This window comes from uncultured Oceanicoccus sp. (assembly GCF_963968385.1).
GTDB lineage: Bacteria > Pseudomonadota > Gammaproteobacteria > Pseudomonadales > Dasaniaceae > Oceanicoccus.
The window spans coordinates 11483-28840 of sequence record NZ_CAXAHB010000016.1 but is presented as its reverse complement, the minus strand read 5'-3'; the positions used below and the strand labels follow the sequence as shown (position 1 = coordinate 28840).

Here is a 17358-nt window from a genome sequence, read left to right as displayed (position 1 = left end):
TGATGCCAAGTTGGATCGCTCCAGTGAAAATCTTGATTGGATAATGAAGGCAGCCTATTAGGCTTGAAATCAGCTCTGTGGGATTCGCGTCTGCGCATGATGACGCATGTTGATGATTGACAGAACCTGCAGGCGGACCCCAATGGTCTGGGATCCATCGTGGGTAACTAGGGTGAAGTCGAAGTCTCTGGTTTGGACCTGCAAATTGATGTCTTGCCCCTGCCCAATTTAACCTTGTCGGCCGGTTTGTTGTCCATGGATAAATACGAAATTACCGGTGGCGATAGCACCTGAGGCTAGAGCACCTGAGGCTAGCGTGTCTACCAATGTCACAACCTAGGCAATAAATTCGGGCCGGTATCGCCTTAGATGAGGCGCGCAATTTGCTGGTAAGCTCCCGTTTTGTCAATAAAACAGCGGCTGATGCCATAGTTGCGTATAATGAAGCCAAGATAGAGATAACAACTAACGGATCTTCCCCTTTCTTATGGCAAAACGCCCAACTGATAAAGACCCTCATGCTGATCGTGAAGCGCAAAACTACGAGCAGCCCATCCCCAGCCGTGAATTTATTATGCAGTTTCTTGAGCAGGCCGATGGCCCGCTGAATCGCAGCCAGTTAACCAAAGCGCTGCAGCTTAAAGACTATCAGGATATTGAAGCCTTGCGGCGTCGTTTAAAAGCGATGGAACGTGATGGTCAGCTGATGCGCAATCGCAAGGGCGCCTATGGTCTGGTTGATAAAATGGACTTGGTGCGGGGCAGGGTGTCGGCGCATCGCGATGGTTACGGGTTTCTGATTCCTCAGGAGGGTGGCGATGATTTATATCTTAATAGCCGCCAGATGAGCACGGTATTTGATGGCGATGAGGTGATTTGCCGGAGTGCCGGTTACGATTATCGGGGTAAAAAAGAAGGCGTCATTGTTGATGTGATCAACCGTAATACTCGGCAGTTAGTGGGCCGTTTATTTGATGAAAATGGGGTGATTTTTGTAACGCCCGATAATGCCCGAATAAACCATGACATTATTATTCCGCGGGAAGCGGTGGCTGATGCCGAAGTTGAGCAATATGTGATGGTGGAGATTACCCATCAACCGGGTTGGCGCAAGCCACCAACGGGACGAGTGGTTGAAGTGCTGGGTGAACATATGGCACCGGGGATGGAAATTGATGTCGCTATTCGCGCGCATGATATTCCGCATATTTGGCCAGAAGCGGTTGAGCGTGAAGCCTTGGCTTTATCGGCCGAGCCTTTGGCAGACGATAAATTACACCGAGTTGATTTGCGACAGTTACCTTTTGTCACTATCGACGGTGAAGATGCTCGTGATTTTGATGATGCGGTCTATTGCGAATCAAAATTGTTGGGTGGATGGACGTTATGGGTGGCCATCGCCGATGTGTCGCATTATGTACAGGTGGGCAGTGCTCTGGATCAAGAAGCTACCCTGCGCGGCAATTCGGTCTATTTCCCTGAACGCGTGGTACCGATGTTACCGGAAGCACTGTCCAATGGTTTGTGTTCATTAAAGCCCGAGGTTGACCGGTTATGCATGGTTTGTGAAATGACCATCAGTAAAACGGGGCTGGTGACGGACTATAAATTTTTTGAAGGGGTGATGCACTCTCATGCGCGGCTGACTTATAACAAAGTTGGCTCGATACTGGATAAAACCGACCCGCAATATAAACCGCTGCGTCAGGAATATAAGCCTGTTGTTAAGGATATTGAGCAGTTGTACCAGCTGTATAAAGCACTGCGTAAGGCTCGGAATAAACGCGGTGCCATTGATTTTGAAACCACTGAAACGCGCATTGTTTTTGGTGAAGGCCGAAAGATTGCCGATATCGTGCCTGTAGTCAGAAACGATGCCCATAAAATTATTGAAGAGTGCATGCTGGCGGCAAATGTGGCGGCGGCTGAATTTTTACAAGGCCATGAAGTACCGGCTTTGTATCGTGTGCACGAAGGGCCTACTGAAGAAAAACTGGCGTCACTGCGTCAGTTTCTAGGTGAGTTGGCGCTGGATTTGGGCGGCGGCGATAAACCGACGCCCGACGATTACCAGCGTTTGCTGTCACAGCTAGGCGATCGTCCCGATGCGCCTATTATTCAAACCATGTTATTGCGTTCTTTGCGTCAGGCGGTTTATCAACCGGAAAATCTCGGTCATTTTGGGCTTAACTATGAGGCCTATGGTCATTTTACTTCGCCGATTCGCCGCTATCCTGATCTGTTAGTTCACCGAGCGATTCGCCATATCGTGCGCAGTAAGATCAGCACCAAGCAAGTTACTCGGGTAAAAGGCGCCAAGGTTTTAGCCAAGTCAACGATTTACCCCTATGGTATGCCCGAGCTGCTGGTATTGGGTGAGCAGTGCTCGATGTCCGAGCGTCGCGCCGATGATGCCACCCGTGATGTAGTGGCTTGGTTAAAGTGTGAGTACCTGCAAGATCGTGTGGGTGAAAATTTTGAAGGCGTGATTGCTGCAGTCACCGGCTTTGGTTTATTTGTTGAGTTGGTTGGCGTTTACGTTGAAGGCTTGGTGCACGTTAGTGCTTTAGATAGCGACTATTATCATTTTGATGCCGCCAAGCAGCGGTTGGTGGGTGAACGCAGTGGTAGCAGTTTTCAGCTGGGTGATAAGGTTACCGTGCAGGTTGCCCGGGTTAGCCTTGATGATAAAAAAATCGATCTGGAACTGGTACAAGGTGCTAGCCGTGCCAAGCGGCGCTCGGCGAGATCGGCGAAGCCGTCAACAGCTAAAAAGCCGGCAGCCAATAAAAAAACCGCCGCCAAGCCTAAGCGCGATAATAAGGCTGGTGCCGGTAAAGGCGTTCGTAAAAGAACGCGCAAGCAGAAGTGAGTGATTGTTGCTGTGAGTGAAATATATTGGGTGTTTGGTTTTCATGCGGTCAACGCCGTATTGCAGCGCCAGCCAAACCGTATTGACGAGTTGTGGTTGCAGCAAGGCCGCAATGATCAGCGCATGCAGGATTTATTGCAGCAGGCGAAAGCGTTGGGTATTCACTGTAAAACCGTTGCTCGACAAGAGCTGGATGAGCAAGCAGCTGGCAATCATCAAGGCGTTATGGCAAAAACCAAGCCTGCACAAACCCTGCGTGATCGCGATTTAAAGCAATTGTTAGATACCCTCGAGCATCAGCCACTGTTGTTAATTCTTGATGGCGTCACGGACCCGCATAATTTGGGTGCCTGTTTGCGAACAGCCGATGCTGCCGGTGTCGATGCGGTGATTGCCCCCAAAGATAATTCCGCTCCGCTCAATGGCACGGTTAGAAAAGTTGCCTGTGGCGCCGCCGAGGTTATGCCGTATATACAGGTCACCAACCTTGCCAGAACCCTGCAGGATCTGCAGGCGCGGGGTATCTGGATAACCGGTACCGCCGGTGAAGCCGAGCAGAGTGTTTATGATGCCGATTTTAGCGGTGCGATGGCCTTGGTGATGGGCGCTGAAGGCAAAGGGATGCGTCGCTTAACGCGGGAAAATTGTGATTTTCTGGTCAAATTGCCGATGGCAGGTTCAGTCAGTAGCCTGAATGTATCGGTGGCCACTGGAGTCTGTCTGTTTGAGGTGGTTCGCCAGCGAGGCGGACAGTCTGCCGAAGCTGGCATTTAACCGTATTTGTTTGTTTTATAGCCATTGTTTCTTGCTATATGGCAGTATTTCCCCTAAAATCCGCGCCTCTTAAATCCCAGCAGTCGGTTTTATCAGACCTCTGGGGCTCCTTGTCACACTGGGGTTCCTCAATGAATCAGCAGGTGGCTTAACCCGTAAGGAGATGCTATGCGTCATTACGAAATTATATTTTTGGTCCATCCGGACCAGTCAGAGCAAGTGCCCGGCATGGTCGAGCGCTACACCCAGGCGATCGAGAAAGACGGCGGTAAAATCCACCGTTTAGAAGACTGGGGTCGTCGTCATCTGGCTTACCCTATCAATAAGATCCACAAGGCTCACTACACGCTAATGAATGTAGAAGCCAATCAAGCAGCGATCGATGAGTTAACCACCAATTTCCGTTATAACGATGCTGTTATTCGTAACTTGGTCTTGGTTATGGATGAGGCAATCACTGCGGAATCACCCATTATGAAAGCCGAAAAAGAGAGTCGTGAGCGTCGTGCTGCACGTCCAGAGCGCCGTGAAGAATCAGCCCCAGCCGCTGAAGAAGCCCCGGCAGAAGCCCCTGCAGCTGATGAAGCTGCTAGCGAATAATCGCCTTTCATTTTTGGGTAAGGTAAACAGATAGGAGTTATCCCATGGCACGTTTTTTCCGTCGTCGTAAGTTCTGCCGTTTTACAGCAGAAGGTATTGACCAGATTGATTATAAAGATTTGGATACGTTGAAAGCTTATATTTCTGAAACTGGCAAAATTGTACCCAGCCGTATTACCGGTACAAAAGCCAAGTATCAGCGTCAATTGTCTTCTTGTATCAAGCGGGCACGTTTTTTGGCTTTATTGCCATACACTGACCAGCACAAATAATAAGGTCGGTTTAAGGTCGATGATTTAAATTTCGGTACTGTCATTAATGAAAGCTTTGGCTGAATATGTGATGAGAGGGCGTACGGAGGCGGTCATAGCTGCCGCGCTCGCTACCGGAACGGTTTTTTTTGCTTGGGTCGGCGCCGCTGTGATTGCTTTGGTCACACTGCGCAAAGGATCCAACCAAGGTAGTCAGGTACTACTTTGGGCGATGTTACCCGCTGTGGTTATGGCAGCTATGGGTGATACCGGGCCAGTTACCACGTTGTTAGGGGTCATGTTGGCCGCAATCGTGTTGAGGTCTACCAACTCTTGGTCATGGGCACTGGTTGCCGGAGTGACTTCGGGGCTAGTAACCGCCTTAGTGTTACTGACTTTTGGACGCGGTTATATCGAAGAAATTCTGCGTTTATTGAGCGATGCGTTAGCGCAATTGCAAAGTCAGAATAGTGCATCAACACCGTTGCAGTTAATACAACCTACCGTGTTGCAAGTAGCGGGTTTATTAGGCTTAACCAATGCGTTTACGGTGGTGATGTGTTTGATACTGGCGCGGTGGTGGCAAGCAGTATTGTATAACCCGGGCGGCTTTAGTGCCGAGTTTCATGGCCTGAGGTTGCCGCCAGCGTTAAGCATTGCGCTACTACTGGTTGGCTTGGTGCTATCAGCACTGGGTTCGGATTATCGCTTGTTGGCAGTAATCTTGGCATTGCCATTTATGTTTGCCGGTTTTGCCTTAGTGCATGGACTGGCGGCTAAAAAGCAACTAGGCAGTAATGTACTGACCATGTTTTACATTATCTGGCTACTGTTTGCCCCAGTTAAGGCGTTGTTATTAATCGCGGCAATCATCGACAGTTGGATCAATTTTCGCGGGCGGGTGGCAACGAAAGGCTAGCGTCCGGATTAAAAGATAAAAGTCATATCAGTTGTCAGCCAGAGGCAACAGCTGAATATATAGAGGGTAAGAACAATGCAAGTTATTCTACTGGAAAGTGTTGGTAAGCTGGGTGGTCTTGGCGATAAAGTCAGTGTTAAAGCCGGTTTTGGCCGCAACTACTTAATCCCATACGGTAAAGCGGTACCAGCTACTGAAACCAATGTCGCTGATTTTGAAGCACGTCGTGCTGAGTTAGAAGCTGCTGCTGCTGAAAAGCGTGGCGTTGCTGAAGCCCGCGGTGCTCAACTAGCTGAACTGGCTATTACTATCGAAGCCAACGCTGGCGATGAAGGCAAGCTGTTTGGTTCTATCGGTACGCGTGATCTGGCTGATGCTATCACTAAAGCCGGCGTTGAAGTCAGCAAGTCTGAAGTGCGTCTGCCGACAGGTGTTATTCGCGAAATCGGCGACTATGAGATTGATATTCAGCTGCACTCGGACGTCACTCAGGCGGTTAAAGTCGCGGTTATTGCTGAAGAGTAATCGCTTATTTGTCGCCACTCGCGCGAGCTAGAAGCTAGATCCTCGCCTTCGCGGCAACGACAGGATCGGTAAAAAAGCACCCCAGTCACACGATTGGTGTGTTTTTTTTTGCTCTTTTTTAGCCCTTAAGGCAGGTAGTTGCTTACTCGAAGCCGATCTCCTGTTAGCATAAGCTTCCTTGCGATCAATACAATAAAGAATGGCTGTGGATACTGACAACGACCCACCCACAAATCTGGATAACGTGTTCGACTTTGGCTTAGCCAGTGAGTCGGAGATGATGGATATTAAAATCCCCCCGCATTCGGTTGAAGCCGAGCAGTCGGTGCTGGGTGGCTTAATGATCGCTAACGATGCCTGGGATGATGTGGCTGATCAGGTCACTGCCGCAGACTTCTATCGCGGTAGCCACCGCGAAATCTTTATCCAAATGGGCAAGCTGGTAGAAGCTGGCGAGCCGGTCGATGTGATTACCTTATCTGAAGCCCTTAGCAGCAACGATCTGCTGGAGCAGGTGGGTGGCGTGAGCTATCTGGCTGAGCTGGCTAATAATACCCCCAGCGCAGCCAATATTCGCGCCTATGCCAAGGTAGTGCAGGAACGCTCTAGCCTGCGCGCGATGATTAATGTCGCCAATGATATTGTCGAGAGTGGCTATAATACCGAAGGCCGTGACAGTGGTGATTTGCTGGATGAAGCGGAACGCAAAATTATGCAAATCTCTGAGGAGCGCCCGAAAGTCGGCGGCCCTCAAGCAGTTAACCCGCTATTAAAAGGCGCGGTTGATCGTATCGACGAGTTATTTAACTCTGATAGCAAAATTACCGGCGTCACCACCGGCTTTAACGAATTGGATGAGGCCACTGCCGGACTACAACAGTCGGACCTGATTATTGTTGCCGCCAGACCCTCTATGGGTAAAACCGCCTTTGCGGTTAATCTGGTCGAAAACGCGATTATGGCTCAGGATAAGCCGGTGATGATATTCAGTATGGAAATGCCCGCCAGCGCGATTATTATGCGGATGATTTCGGCGATTGGCCGTATTCACTTGAGTAAGGTGCTAACCGGCAAGCTGGATGAAGAAGATTGGCCAAAGCTCACCACTGCCGTTAGCAAGCTGAAAGATAAGCCGCTGTTTATTGATGATACGCCAGCCTTAACTCCCACCGAAGTGCGCTCCCGCGCTCGCCGTATTGTGCGTGAGCACGGTGATTTGGCGATGATTATGGTGGATTACTTGCAGTTGATGCAGGTGGCCGGTACCTCCGAGGGTCGTACCGCAGAAATCTCGGAGATATCGCGATCGCTTAAAGCGATTGCCAAAGAATTTAACTGCCCAGTGGTTGCGTTGTCGCAGTTAAACCGCTCGCTGGAGCAGCGTCCCAACAAACGCCCGATCAACTCAGACCTGCGTGAATCCGGTGCTATCGAGCAGGATGCCGATGTCATTATGTTTATTTACCGCGATGAGTACTATAACGAAGACAGCGCCGATAAAGGGGTTGCCGAGATTATTATCGGCAAGCACCGCAATGGCCCCACCGGCAACTACAAACTGTCCTTTGTTGGCCACTATACCCGCTTTGATAACTTGGCTTTTGGTAGCCAAGGCGACAACTACTAAGCTAGAACTGAGCTACTTACCTATTTTTACCACTTGAATATTGGGGTCGCGACTGGCGCCGGCATTATTTAAGCGCTGTAAATAATCCTGCCACCAAGCTGCTTTATGGGTAGCCAGTTGATAGAGATAATCCCAAGAATAAATACCTGAATTATGGCCGTCACTAAAAACCAATTGCAGTGCGTAATTACCCACCGGCTCAATCGCATTAATGCTGACGTTGATTTTACCGATTTGTAAAACTTCCTGCTCCGGGCCATGACCCTTTACTTCCGCCGAGGGTGAATACACGCGCAAATATTCACAACTCAATTCATAGCGTTCACCGTCACTATAAATCAGTTCCAATAATCTGGACTGAGTGTGTAGCTTGATATCACTGGGAGTTGGGCAAGTGGTATTCATGTTTGCGCTAGTGAATTTATAAAATAAATCGGCTTAGGTCTTCGTCTTTAGCCAGTTCGCCTAGCTTTTCGCTAACATAATTGGCGTCAACGGTAAGCGTGGTGTCGCTATTATCGGTGGCATCAAAAGAGGCGTCGTCCAATAACCGTTCCATCACAGTATGCAAGCGACGAGCGCCAATATTTTCGGTACGCTCATTCACTTCCCAAGCGGTTTCGGCAATACGACTAATGCCGTCATCAGTAAATTCAACCGCTAAACCTTCAGTATTTAATAACGCTTGATACTGTTCAGTGAGTGAGGCATTGGGCTCGGTTAAAATACGTTCAAAATCATTCGGTGATAGCGCTTCCAGTTCAACACGAATCGGTAAACGGCCCTGCAGTTCGGGAATTAAATCAGCGGGCTTGGCCAAGTGGAATGCACCGGAGGCAATAAATAAAATATGATCGGTTTTTAACATGCCGTGTTTGGTGCTAACCGTACAACCTTCTATTAAAGGCAATAAGTCACGCTGTACACCTTCGCGGGATACATCGGCGCCGGCACCTTCGGAGCGTTTGGCGACTTTATCCAACTCATCTAAAAATACGATGCCGTTTTGTTCGGCTGCTTCTACCGCACGACTTTTTAACGCTTCTTCGTTAATCAGTTTGCTGGCTTCTTCTTCCTGAAGTTTTTTTATTGCAGCTTTGACCGTCATTTTGCTGGTTTTTTTCTTGTCGCTACCGATATTGGAAAACATGCTTTGCAATTGATTGGTCATCTCCTCCATACCCGGAGGTGCCATAATCTCAACACCAATTGGCGTGGTGCTAACTTCAATATCAATTTCTTTGTCGTCGAGCTCGCCTTCGCGTAATTTTTTACGGAATATTTGACGGGTAGAGGTTTCTTTTTCCTCTTCGTCACCGCGCGCCGGTGGAATTAGTGCATCGAGAATGCGCTCTTCGGCAGCATTGGCCGCGCGGTGTTCCACTTTGCTTATTTCCTGTTCGCGCAACATTTTGATCGAGACATCAACCAGATCGCGAACAATCGATTCAACATCGCGACCAACATAACCCACCTCAGTAAATTTGGTGGCTTCGACTTTGATAAAAGGCGCGTTGGCCAATTTGGCAAGACGACGGGCAATTTCTGTTTTACCGACACCGGTGGGGCCAATCATTAAAATATTTTTGGGAGTAATTTCCGCACGCAAATCTTCATCGAGTTGCATTCTGCGCCAGCGATTGCGCAGGGCGTTGGCGACGGCGCGCTTGGCTTTGTCCTGACCAATAATATGTTGATCTAATTCGTGAACGATTTCTCGTGGAGTCATTGATGACATGTTATTTCCTGTAACTTTATAAATAGCGGTTTATTCGCAGTTTAATTCTTCGATAGTTCGATTGTGGTTGGTGTATACACAAATGTCACCAGCAATCGCCAGACCTTTTTCAACAATATCTCTGGCACTGAGATCGGTGTTTTCCAATAGTGCTTTGGCGGCTGATTGCGCAAAGGGTCCGCCGGAACCGATAGCGATTAAATTATCTTCCGGTTCAATAACATCGCCGTTACCGGTTATAACCAACGAGGTGGTTTTATCAGCGACAGCCAGCAATGCTTCCAGTTGACGCAAAGAGCGTTCGGTACGCCACATTTTGGCCAGCTCTACAGCGGCCCGGGTCAGATGCCCCTGATATTTTTCCAGCTGGGCTTCAAATAGCTCAAACAGGGTAAAAGCATCGGCGGTTCCACCGGCAAAGCCTGCAATCACTTGCTCGTTATACAGCCGACGCACTTTACGTGCATTGCCTTTCATCACGGTATTACCCATGGAGACCTGTCCGTCACCGCCAATAACCACTTGGCCGTTGCGTCGAACAGAAAGAATGGTGGTGCCTCGATATTGATCCAAGATGGCTTCCTCTTTGCGGAATACAGATAACTGGCAACAATATGGGGGTGTTGGCGCTAGATTTCAAGCCTGCAGGGGGCAGGTTTAACCTTCTGCTTTGCGCTTGAGCAGTAGCGTATCGATGCCTTTTTCGATCAGCGTGCCACGCGCTTTGGCTAATTGTGAGCGATCTTCAAAGGGGCCAACTTGCACGCGATGCCATACATCGCCATTGGCGGAGGTAATAGCTTCTACTCGGGCATTGAGCCCCATCAGTATCAGCTGGGCTCTAAGGCGGTCACCATCTTCGGCTTTTTTGAACGAGCCGGCTTGGAGAATATAGAGCGTGGCTTCGGCGGATTTGCCATCTTCCTCTTGCTGATCAACCGGAACAATGACTTCACGTTCCGGCAATAGAGTGTAGAAATCAAATTTAGTGGCGGTGGTTTTAACCTCCTCAGCGGCCTTTTCAACAGCGTTAGAGATTTCTGTCGGCGCATCTTCCGGCGTGATATCCGCCAAATAGCCTAAAAAGTTAATAAACAAACCAGTGACAATGCCGGTAAACAGCCACACCCAGCCGGGCACCTGACTTTTAGCCTTGCGTGTTGTTTTCTTTTTGGCCGCCTTGGGTTGTTTGGCGAAATCATGAGTCATAATAGGCGCTGCTTATTTGAACCTGGTTACATTGCCGTTGGCGCTGAAACGCCCAGTAAGCTTAGACCATTTTTGATAACCTGCCGAACGGCTTCGCTTAAACTGAGTCGCGCATTACGTAAATTGTTGTCATCAATTAACATTTTATGGGCATTATAGTAGCTATGAAAATCACCCGCTAATTCCCGCAGATAGTTGGCGACAATATGTGGTTCGCAGTTATTGGCTGCATGGCTAATCAGTTCAGGGTAGGCGGCTAATTTATTAAGCAGGCTTTTTTCCGCATCCTCAGTCAGTAATTCCAGCGTGTTGGCATGATCCGCTGACCAACTCCAGCCATGATCTGCCAGCTTGCGTTGCATGCTGCAAACGCGAGCGTGAGCGTACTGAATATAATAAACCGGATTATCGTTGCTTTGCGATATGGCCAAATCAATATCGAAAGTTAGCTGCGAGGTCGCGGCCCTTGCCACTAAAAAGTAACGGGTGGCATCTTTGCCCACTTCATCGATCAAATCTCTGATAGTGAGGTAGCTACCGGCACGTTTAGAAATTTTTACTTCTTCACCGCCGCGCATCACCATCACCATTTGGTGGAGTACATATTCAGGCCAGTCTGTTGGAATGTTTTGACGCTGATGTTGGCTAACCGCTTGTATGCCAGCACGAACGCGAGTAACAGTGCTGTGATGGTCGGCGCCTTGTTCGTTGATAACGCGCTCGAAACCGCGCTGCCATTTATTCAAATGGTAGGCTACATCGGGCACAAAATAGGTATAGCCGCCTTCGGATTTGCGCATAACGCGGTCTTTATCATCGCCAAAATCCGTGGTTTTTAACCAGAGTGCGCCGTCTTTTTCATAGCTGTGACCGCTATCAATTAAGTGCTGTACGGTTTTTTCCACATCGCCATCGGCGTAAAGGGCGGACTCTAAATAGTAAACATCAAAGTCGACACCAAAGGCTTTTAAATCCAGATCTTGTTCGCGGCGTAAATAGGCAACCGCAAACTCGCGAATAGCATCGATATTGTCGGCATCGCCAACACCGACCACATGTTTGTCTTCGGCATTAATGGTTTCTTGCGCCATATAGGATTTGGCGACATCAATAATATAATCGCCTTGATAACCATCTTGGGGCCAGCTTTTATCGTCGGGGCCTAAGCCTTTGCAGCGCGCTTGTACCGAGCTGGCGAGATTATTAATTTGCTGGCCAGCATCGTTGTAATAAAATTCTGCGGTCACATCCCAGCCATTGGCTGCTAATAAACGACAAAGACTATCGCCAACGGCGGCACCGCGACCATGACCGACATGCAATGGGCCAGTCGGGTTGGCGGAGACAAATTCCACCTGTACTTTTTTGCCGGCGCCGTTATTGCAGCGACCGAAGTTTTCCCCCTGCGTCAGAATATCTTTAATCACCGCGGTGGTGGCGGCTTCGTTTAAAAAGAAATTAATAAAACCCGGGCCGGCGATTTCGGCTTTGGTGAGTTTTTCTGAAGCGGGCAGGGCATCGATAATGAGCTGAGCAATATCGCGGGGTGATTTTTTTGCCGCCTTGGCCAATGTCATCGCGATATTACTGGCGAGATCACCGTGGGCTTTGTCTTTGGTGCGGTCGATAGTGACGCGCGGCTCGACATCGGCGGGCAGGTCGCCATTATTCATCAGGGTGTTAAGTGCGGCGTTAATCAGTTCAGCTATATGGTCTTTCATTGGGTTCCAGCGGGTATTCGGATTTCAGGGCGGCAAGGGCGGCTATTATCCAGAATTTTGCCTGCTCGAGCTACTTTTTCTGAGCCGCCATCACCGTGATAGCAAAAAATTTTCTGGTGTCGCCAAATTAAAACATCTCGCTGGGATCCACATCGACTGACCAACGGACTTTGCCAGCTAATGGATGTTGCTCTGCCAGTGAGCAAAGCTGTTGCAGGGTGCGATGCAGCGGCCTGCGCTGATCTGAGCGCACTAATAATTGGCTTCTAAACCGGCCAGCTTTGCGGGTCATGGGGGCCGGTAGTGGCCCAAAAATCTGGCAGCCACTTGAATCGACCTGATCCCGCAAGTGCTGCAATAATGTGTCGGTTTGTGGCAGGTTGCTAGCTTCGGCGCGCACTAGGGCGAGGTGGCCAAATGGCGGCAGACCACTGCTGTTGCGCTCGGCGAGCAGGGCTTTGGCGTATTGGTGGTAGCTATCATTGACCAGACTGGTGATCAGCGGATGTTCCGGCTGATGAGTCTGAATCATGACTCTACCGGCTTTGCGCTCGCGGCCTGCACGGCCAGCGACCTGAATCAATAACTGTCCCATTTTCTCGGGGCCACGAAAATCTGCGCTAAACAAGCCGCCATCGGCATCAAGTACCGCGACCAAGGTAACATCGGGGAAGTGATGACCTTTGGCCAGCATCTGGGTGCCGACTAGAATGCAGGGCTCTCCCTTGTGTACCTGATCAACCATTTGTTGCATCGCTTGTTTGCGAGTGGTGGTATCGCGATCAATCCGTTGAATCTCGGTGGTCGGAAACAGGCGTTTTAACGCCTGCTCACTGCGTTCGGTTCCAGAGCCGCGGAATTCTAGTTGATTGCTATTACATTCCGGGCATCGATCGGGAAGTGCGGTCTGATGTCCGCAGTGATGACAGCGCAGCATGCGCTGTTGATAATGCACCGTCATTCGCGCGTCGCAATGTTGGCAATGGGCGACATGGCCACAATCGTGGCACATCAACATAGGAGAAAATCCGCGTCGATTAATAAATACCAGTACCTGGTTGCCTCGCTCAATTTCGCTGCCAATGGCGCTTATCAGCGCTGGGCTAAAACCGTCCTCCATCGGTGCGTGGCGTATATCCAGCAATTCAAATCTGGGGGCGCTGGCGCCTGTGGCTCGCTGTTTTAATTGCAGATGATGATAGCGGCCTTGCAGGGCGTTATTGAGTGTTTCCAGACTGGGCGTGGCCGAGCCTAGAACGATCGGGCATTGTTCATCGGAGGCCCGTTTGATGCCAATATCTCTGGCTGAATAGCGAAAACCGTCCTGCTGTTTAAAAGAGCTATCGTGCTCTTCGTCGATAATAATCAGCCCCAAATTAGCGACTGCGGAAAAAATCGCCGAGCGTGTACCGAGGATAATCCCCGCCTCACCGGATTGCGCTTGCTGCCACGCCAGTAAACGCTCTCGATCAGTCAGGCCTGAGTGGAGGGTGGCGATAGGGCAGTTAAAGCGCTGTTGAAAGCGGCTCAGCGTTTGCGGGGTCAGGCCTATTTCTGGAATTAGAATCAGTGCTTGCTGCTGTTTTTTCAGGCACTGCTCGATCAGTTGCAGATAAACCTCCGTCTTGCCGCTGCCAGTAATCCCTTCCAGAACATAACATTGAAAGCCACTATGAGTATTGATGGTATCCAGCGCGTGTTGTTGTTCGGCATTCAGTGTCAAAGGTGCCGATTTTAAGCAATCTTGGTTGTGGTCATAGCGCTGCGCGGCGATTTCAACCCGCTCAACCAACCCTTTTTCGATTAAGGCTTTGCAGGTCGCTTGGCTGATTTGGGCATTATCTAATTGTGCTCGGCTCAGGCTGGCTTGCTGTTGCAATAAGCTGACTAGCTGCGCTTGTTTGGCCGCTCGTTTAAGCGCGCCTTCAGGCAGGCCTTTGCCCTCGGTGGTTAATTGCCAGTGAGTTGCAGTATTGGGAATCAGTTGCGCCCCTTTGCGCAGCAAAGTTGGTATCGCATTGGCGAAGGCATCACCCACTGGGTGTTGGTAGTAGCTAGCTGCCCATTGGCCAAGGGCGAGTAGTTTGCCGCTCAATAGCGGTTGATTATCCAGTATTTTAGTGACTGGCTTTATTTTGCTGCTATCAAAATCGCTAGTGTCTTTGATGGCCAATAGCATGCCGACTAGTTGGCGGTTACCAAAGGGAGCTTCAATACGTATACCCGGTTGCAGGGCGGCCACAGCTTGTTCGGTCATAGCTTCTGGTGGCAGATAATCAAAGCTGCGACGAAGCGGTGTGGGCATAGCCAAGGTGAGTATGGGCATTCAGTGTCTAATTTGATGTTTGATTGAGTGCTAGAGCCAAGTGCTAAAGATAAAAGTGCTTAGTGTAACAAAATTTTGCACTAAATCCGTGTTGAATAAATCCGGCCTTGGCGGGGTCTGTTGCGCCTTATTAAATTGATATAAACAATTGTTTTATAAAGTAATTTTTTATTTAGGCGGGGTCGGTGAATCAGAGCCTAATATCCTGATACCGGGTTGCAGAAATTCCCATTGCAATCACGGGGCTCTCTGGTATGATCGTGCGCCTGATTTTTACCCAGTTGCAAGGCTTAACTTGCGACTGATATTAGTGCGGTGCTCGACAGCTGTTTCCACGGAGGAGACCCTAAGGCTTGATTGAGTGGCGGCACACTAAAAGAGACAGTAAAGAGAGCAAAACCATGAAAGCTGATATCCACCCTAAATATGAAATGATTACCGCCACCTGTAGTTGCGGTAATGTGGTAACTACACGCTCGACCTTGTGTAAAGATATTCACTTGGACGTTTGTGGCGCCTGTCACCCGTTCTATACCGGCAAGCAAAAAATGTTGGATAGTGGTGGCCGTGTTGATCGCTTTAAGAAGCGCTTTGCTAGTCGCAGCAGCAAGGGTTAATCGCCTGAGTATTACGGGGAATTTAAACAAAACGCCCAGTCATTATTGTCTGGGCGTTTTTGTATCTGCGCTATATCTCTATCTCTATCTATTTTCCCTGCCGGTATTGGCAGAGTCGCGTTGTGCTGCCAGCGGTGATATTGAATGGGCGCAACTGAAAAAAATAGTTGATGGCGATACTTTGCATTTGCGTGATGGGCGCAAGGTGCGAGTCATGGGTATAAATACGCCAGAAATAGGCCATAGAAAAAACAATAAGCCGCATTATCCAGAGCCCTTGGCCAGTGCGGCAAAGCAAGCAGCAGAAGAATTTTTTGCCGGTGCGAGCCGAGTCGGTCTTAGTTTTGGTGAGCAGCGCGCGGATCATTACGGCCGGATATTGGCCCATGTTTATCGGGCTGATGGTCATAGCCTCTCCGCCTATCTGCTCGGTTTGGGTTTCGCTTGGCAGGTTGTGGTGCCGCCGAATGAGCAGCACTGGCGTTGTTTAGCGGCGGTTGAAACAACGGCAAAAAAACAGGCACTGGGGATCTGGGGCAATGAAGCTTATCGGGCCAAACAAGCGAAAGACCTTAGTATGAGTGACACAGGGTTTCAACGACTGACCGGTCAAGTGATTGCAGTCAATCGCAGTCGAGGTGGTTGGTGGGTGCAGCTTGATAAATTGGCGATTCGGGTGCGCGATAAACACCTGAAATATTTGGATGGCGTCAATCCGCAAGACTGGCTTAACCGTAGGTTGATTGTTCGTGGCTGGGTAAAAGATCGCAGCCAGTCCAGCGCTGTTATGCAACAAGGTTATTCTCCGTTGATGATGAACCTGCAGCATTCGGCGATGCTGAAGTGATCGAATTTTATAACGTTATAATTAGTAGTTTTTATCAGTATTTTTAATTATCGGAACAGCAGTATGTCCACAAATATTAAGCAAGCGGCGTTGGATTATCATGCCCAACCCAAGCCGGGAAAAATTTCTATCGAGTTGAGCACCAGTGCGGTGACCCAGCAGGATCTTGCTTTGGCCTATAGCCCTGGTGTGGCCGAGCCGGTTAAGGCTATTGCTGAAAATCCGGACTTGGCTTATGACTATACGATAAAAGGCAATTTGGTCGCAGTTATTACTAACGGTACTGCGGTTCTAGGTTTGGGTGATTTAGGAACTTTGGCTAGTAAGCCGGTGATGGAAGGTAAGGCATTATTGTTTAAGCGTTTTGCCGGTATTGATTCTGTTGATATTGAAGTGGATACCAAAAATTCTCAGGAATTTATTAATGCGGTGGCATTAATTGCCAATACCTTTGGCGGGATTAATTTAGAAGATATAAAAGCACCGGAGTGTTTTGAAATTGAAAAAACATTAATCGAGCAATGCGATGTGCCGATTTTTCATGATGACCAACATGGCACCGCTATTGTGACTGCGGCTGGCCTGTTGAATGCATTGGAGATTCAGGGAAAAACTATAGAAGAGGCAAAGATTGTTTGCTTGGGTGCAGGATCGGCCGCTATTGCTTGTATGAGTTTATTACTCAGCCTGGGTGCGAAAAATGATAATGCGACCATGATTGATCGTCTCGGCGTTATTTACAACGGCCGTGAAGGCGTGAACGAATTTAAACAAGAGTTCGCCCACGACACTACCGATAGAACCTTAGAAGATGCCATTAATGATGCCGACGTCTTTTTGGGCTTGTCTGGCGCTGATTTATTAAGCCCAGAGTTGTTAAAGACTATGGCACCTAATCCGGTGGTATTCGCCTGTTCTAATCCTGATCCCGAAATTGATCCGGCGTTGGCCAATGCGACCCGCAGTGATTTGATTATGGCGACAGGCCGTTCTGATTTTCCTAATCAGGTAAATAATGTTTTAGGTTTTCCATTTATTTTTCGCGGTGCTTTAGATGTACGTGCTAGTAAAATTAATCGTGAAATGAAAATTGCTGCCGTTAATGCAATTCGTGAATTGGCCAAGCAGCCAGTGCCGCAAGAAGTATTGGATGCTTGTGGACTGGATTGTTTAGAGTTTGGTCCCGGTTATATTATCCCCAAGCCTATGGACAGTCGCTTATTGGCTAATGTCTCTGCTGCAGTGGCACAGGCTGCTGTCGATACCGGCGTGGCAAGATTGCCTTACCCCAAACATTACCCGATCAATAGCGTTGATGATGTATAAAAAAAG

The 17358-nt window shown here is 49.0% G+C and carries 16 protein-coding genes; 10 read left to right on the top strand and 6 right to left on the bottom strand.

The genetic code is table 11. The features are described from left to right. The first annotated feature begins 487 nt into the window (after positions 1-487). The 7 genes from rnr (at position 488) to dnaB (ending at position 7568) form a co-directional block, all read left to right on the top strand. A complete protein-coding gene (gene rnr, locus AACP44_RS03175; protein ID WP_339338929.1) occupies positions 488-2872 on the top strand; it encodes a ribonuclease R in 2385 nt (794 codons plus the stop codon). A 12-nt stretch (positions 2873-2884) separates the two neighbouring features. Further along, positions 2885-3646 carry a 23S rRNA (guanosine(2251)-2'-O)-methyltransferase RlmB gene (gene rlmB, locus AACP44_RS03170; RefSeq protein ID WP_339338927.1) on the top strand — a complete coding sequence of 254 codons (762 nt, stop codon included), beginning with the start codon at positions 2885-2887 and terminating at the stop codon, positions 3644-3646. Between the two features lie 168 nt (positions 3647-3814). Beyond that, complete coding sequence (rpsF, locus tag AACP44_RS03165; protein ID WP_339338925.1) at positions 3815-4246, top strand: 30S ribosomal protein S6; 432 nt, start codon at positions 3815-3817, stop codon at positions 4244-4246. A gap of 44 nt (positions 4247-4290) precedes the next feature. Next, positions 4291-4518: a 30S ribosomal protein S18 gene (gene rpsR / locus AACP44_RS03160; protein ID WP_339338923.1), complete on the top strand. Its 228-nt coding sequence runs from the start codon at positions 4291-4293 to the stop codon at positions 4516-4518. Between the two features lie 46 nt (positions 4519-4564). Further along, a complete protein-coding gene (locus AACP44_RS03155) occupies positions 4565-5416 on the top strand; it encodes a hypothetical protein (RefSeq protein ID WP_339338921.1) in 852 nt (283 codons plus the stop codon). Between the two features lie 75 nt (positions 5417-5491). Then, positions 5492-5941, top strand: coding sequence for a 50S ribosomal protein L9 (gene rplI / locus AACP44_RS03150; protein WP_339338919.1), 450 nt, complete (start codon positions 5492-5494; stop codon positions 5939-5941). 277 nt (positions 5942-6218) lie between these two features. Then, complete coding sequence (gene dnaB, locus AACP44_RS03145; RefSeq protein ID WP_339338931.1) at positions 6219-7568, top strand: replicative DNA helicase; 1350 nt, start codon at positions 6219-6221, stop codon at positions 7566-7568. Between the two features lie 12 nt (positions 7569-7580). Here dnaB and AACP44_RS03140 read toward each other — a convergent pair whose 3' ends face one another. The 6 genes from AACP44_RS03140 to AACP44_RS03115 all read right to left on the bottom strand — a co-directional run bounded on the left by AACP44_RS03140 (position 7581) and on the right by AACP44_RS03115 (position 14562). Continuing rightward, positions 7581-7973: a DUF971 domain-containing protein gene (locus tag AACP44_RS03140; protein WP_339338917.1), complete on the bottom strand. Its 393-nt coding sequence runs from the start codon at positions 7971-7973 to the stop codon at positions 7581-7583. Positions 7974-7989: 16 nt separating this feature from the next. Next, on the bottom strand, positions 7990-9306 hold the full coding sequence (hslU, locus tag AACP44_RS03135) for an ATP-dependent protease ATPase subunit HslU (protein WP_339338915.1): 1317 nt from the start codon (positions 9304-9306) through the stop codon (positions 7990-7992). Positions 9307-9336: 30 nt separating this feature from the next. Further along, positions 9337-9879, bottom strand: a complete 543-nt coding sequence (gene hslV / locus AACP44_RS03130; RefSeq protein ID WP_339338913.1) for an ATP-dependent protease subunit HslV — start codon at positions 9877-9879, stop codon at positions 9337-9339. Between the two features lie 84 nt (positions 9880-9963). Then, on the bottom strand, positions 9964-10515 hold the full coding sequence (locus AACP44_RS03125; RefSeq protein ID WP_339338911.1) for an SPOR domain-containing protein: 552 nt from the start codon (positions 10513-10515) through the stop codon (positions 9964-9966). A 26-nt stretch (positions 10516-10541) separates the two neighbouring features. Beyond that, positions 10542-12236 (bottom strand): arginine--tRNA ligase, encoded by a 1695-nt coding sequence (gene argS, locus AACP44_RS03120; RefSeq protein WP_339338909.1) that lies wholly within the window; start codon positions 12234-12236, stop codon positions 10542-10544. 127 nt (positions 12237-12363) lie between these two features. Beyond that, entirely contained in the window at positions 12364-14562 is a 2199-nt protein-coding gene (locus AACP44_RS03115) for a primosomal protein N' (RefSeq protein WP_339338907.1), read from the bottom strand. A gap of 401 nt (positions 14563-14963) precedes the next feature. On the opposite strand from AACP44_RS03115, the gene rpmE reads away from it, so the two are divergent. From rpmE to AACP44_RS03100, 3 genes are all read left to right on the top strand, one after another. Then, positions 14964-15179 (top strand): 50S ribosomal protein L31, encoded by a 216-nt coding sequence (gene rpmE / locus AACP44_RS03110; protein ID WP_339338905.1) that lies wholly within the window; start codon positions 14964-14966, stop codon positions 15177-15179. Continuing rightward, positions 15154-16026: a thermonuclease family protein gene (locus AACP44_RS03105; RefSeq protein ID WP_339338903.1), complete on the top strand. Its 873-nt coding sequence runs from the start codon at positions 15154-15156 to the stop codon at positions 16024-16026. Before rpmE ends, AACP44_RS03105 begins: the two co-directional genes overlap by 26 nt. 63 nt (positions 16027-16089) lie before the next feature. Next, the gene (locus tag AACP44_RS03100) at positions 16090-17352 is read left to right on the top strand and encodes a malic enzyme-like NAD(P)-binding protein (RefSeq protein WP_339338901.1); all 1263 of its coding nucleotides are present in this window, start codon (positions 16090-16092) and stop codon (positions 17350-17352) included. Positions 17353-17358: the final 6 nt, after the last annotated feature.